Origin of the sequence: Streptomyces sp. NRRL B-24572, from assembly GCF_002156145.1 — a bacterium.
Lineage (GTDB): Bacteria > Actinomycetota > Actinomycetes > Streptomycetales > Streptomycetaceae > Streptomyces > Streptomyces vietnamensis.
Window position 1 is genome coordinate 1 of sequence record NZ_MWIG01000632.1, and the last position, 2,579, is coordinate 2,579.

4 protein-coding genes are annotated in these 2,579 nt (G+C 74.0%); 1 reads left to right on the top strand and 3 read right to left on the bottom strand.

The window, feature by feature from the left end; genetic code table 11:
• Nucleotides 1-578 (top strand): formate dehydrogenase accessory sulfurtransferase FdhD (gene fdhD, locus CCN56_RS32110; protein ID WP_086831407.1); only part of this gene is annotated, 578 nt, incomplete at its 5' end.
• Nucleotides 579-586: 8 nt separating this feature from the next.
• Here fdhD and CCN56_RS32115 read toward each other — a convergent pair.
• The 3 genes from CCN56_RS32115 to CCN56_RS32125 all read right to left on the bottom strand — a co-directional run.
• A complete protein-coding gene (locus CCN56_RS32115; RefSeq protein WP_086831408.1) occupies nt 587-970 on the bottom strand; it encodes a hypothetical protein in 384 nt (127 codons plus the stop codon).
• A complete protein-coding gene (locus tag CCN56_RS32120; protein WP_086831409.1) occupies nt 967-1,488 on the bottom strand; it encodes an isochorismatase family protein in 522 nt (173 codons plus the stop codon). The genes CCN56_RS32115 and CCN56_RS32120 overlap by 4 nt, the downstream gene beginning before the upstream one ends.
• 28 nt (nt 1,489-1,516) lie before the next feature.
• Nucleotides 1,517-2,579, bottom strand: a 1,063-nt coding sequence (locus CCN56_RS32125; protein WP_306300650.1) for a bile acid:sodium symporter family protein, incomplete at its 5' end; no start/stop codon positions are given.

Consider the following 2,579-nt stretch of genomic DNA (forward strand, 5'->3'; position numbering starts at 1 on the left):
GCAACACGTACAACGTGGTGGACGTGCAACTGGCCCCCGGTGTGACGGTCCCCGACATCACCCTTGAGCGGAACGTCTACACGACGTCCTCGTGCGGGCTGTGCGGCAAGGCCAGCCTGGACGCGGTCCGCACCACGGCCCGCTTCCCGATCGCCGACGCTCCCCCGGTACGGGTCAGCCCCGAGCTGCTTTCGGTGCTCCCGGAGCGCCTGCGGGCCGCGCAGCGGGTCTTCGACTCGACCGGCGGGCTGCACGCGGCGGCGCTGTTCGCGGAGGACGGCGAACTGCTCGACGTACGGGAGGACGTGGGCCGGCACAACGCCGTGGACAAGCTGGTCGGGCGGGCGCTGCGGGAGGGCCTGCTGCCGCTGGAGCGTGCGGTGCTGCTCGTGTCGGGTCGGGCCTCGTTCGAGCTGGCGCAGAAGGCGGTGATGGCGGGGATCCCGGTGCTCGCCGCGGTGTCCGCGCCGTCCTCGCTCGCCGTGGACCTGGCCGCCGAGACGGGCCTGACGCTGGTCGGCTTCCTGCGCGGGCCGGACATGAACGTGTACGCGGGCGAGCACCGGATCGTGCTCTGACGGTTCCGTCAGTTCTTCGGCGGGTCGATCATCTGGAGTTCGAGGGCCGCCGGGGGCGGTACGACGCCGGGGCCGCCGGCGGCCGTCCAGGCGAGGACCTCGTCGAGGCAGTCCTCGTCGGCGCTCCAGCCGATCCAGGCGGCCCTGCCTCCCCTGCGCCGCCCCTCGGTGGACGGCTGGACCACGAGGACGTTCGCCTGGGCGCAGGGGCCGAGGCAGTCGCTGGTGCGGACGAGCAGTCGGCCGCCGGAGGCCGCGGCGGCCTCGCGGAGGCGGGCGAGCTGCCCGGCGTGGTCCATGCCGGGGTTCTTGCGGGGGTCTCCGCAGCAGCAGCCCCGGCAGACGACGAGGGAGCAGGGGCGGGCCCCGTACCGTATCGGCACGCGGGTCACTCGGGGCCGTCCAGGGTGATCGCGGAGACGGGGGCGACGGTGCCGAGGCGCGGGAAGTCGAGGTCGACGGAGGCGCGGTGCTCGTCGGCGGTGAGCGCGGACATGGCGTCCTCGGCGAAGACGAGGTCGTATCCCAGGTCGCAGGCGGCGCGGGCGGTGGACTCGACGCCGAGGTTGGTGGCGATGCCGCCGAGGACGAGGGTGGTGGCGCCGAGCCCGGCGAGCAGCTCGTGGAGTCCGGTGTCCTGGAAGCCGCCGATGGTGCGCTTGACGACGACGGGGTCGCCCTCGCGGACGAGGTCGGGGACGAGCTCGCTGCCGGGCGGCTGGGCGTCGACGTTCGGCCGCTCGACGCGGATGTGGACGACGGGCGCGCCGGCGGCCCGGAAGGTGTCGGCGAGCCGGGCGGAGGCGGCGAGGACGTCGGTGCCGGGGCGGGGGGCGAGGGGCAGCGCGACGATGCGTTCCATCAGGTCGACGAGGACGAGCGCGGTGCGGCCGGGATCGAGTGCGGGCATGGGAGCACCGTATCGGCCCGGATGATCATCAGGTGCCGGCCGTCGGCACCTCGGGGGCGCGTACGGGTTCGGGGGCGGTCGCCGCGGGCCCGGCCCCGGGTCCGGTTCCGGTTTCCCCGGCCGCTTCCGGGTCCCTCGAACGGCGCTTCGCGATGACCGCGCAGACCATCAGCTGCATCTGGTGGAAGAGCATCAGCGGGAGCACGGCGAGGGAGGCCTGGGGGCCGAAGAGGACGCTCGCCATCGGCAGCCCGGCCGCCAGGCTCTTCTTGGAGCCGGCGAACTGGATCGCGATCCGGTCGGCCCGGTCGAAGCCGAGGCGCCCGGCCCCGTACCAGGTCAGGGCCAGCATCACCGCGAGGAGCACGGCCTCGACGGCGAGCAGCGCGCCGAGCCGGGCGGGGGTCACCAGGTGCCAGATGCCGGCGACCATGCCCTGGCTGAAGGCGGTGTAGACGACGAGGAGGATCGAGCCCCGGTCGACGTGTCCGAGGACCTTCTTGTGCCGGACGAGGAATCCTCCGACCCAGCGGCGCAGGAACTGCCCGGCCAGGAACGGCACGAGGAGCTGGAGCACGATCTTCAGGAGCGCGTCGGCGGAGAGGCCGCCCGCGCTGTTGCCGAGGAGCAGGGCCGCGAGCAGCGGGGTGAGGACGATGCCGGCGAGCGAGGAGAACGAGCCGGCGCAGATCGCGGCGGGCACGTTGCCCCGGGCGATCGAGGTGAACGCGATGGAGGACTGGATGGTGGACGGCACCAGGCAGAGGAAGAGGAAGCCGCTGTAGAGCTGGGGGGTGAGGACGCCGGGCACGAGGCCGCGGGCGGCGAGGCCGAGGAGCGGGAAGAGCAGGAAGGTGCAGCCGAGGACGGTGAGGTGGAGCCGCCAGTGCTTGAGGCCGTCGAGGGCCTCGCGGGTGGAGAGCCGGGCCCCGTAGAGGAAGAAGAGCAGGGCGACGGCCCCGGTCGACGCGCCTTCCGTGACCGTCGCGGCGGCTCCGGAGGCGGGGAGGAGCGCGGCGAGGGCGACCGTGCCGAGCAGCGCGAGGACGTACCCGTCGACGGGCAGCCGGAACGGCAGGCGGAGGGGGCGG

Excerpts from the sequence above, each read along its gene's own strand:
- CCN56_RS32120 (WP_086831409.1), bottom strand. The coding sequence starts at position 1,488 with ATGCCCGCACTCGATCCCGGCCGCACCGCGCTCGTCCTCGTCGACCTG.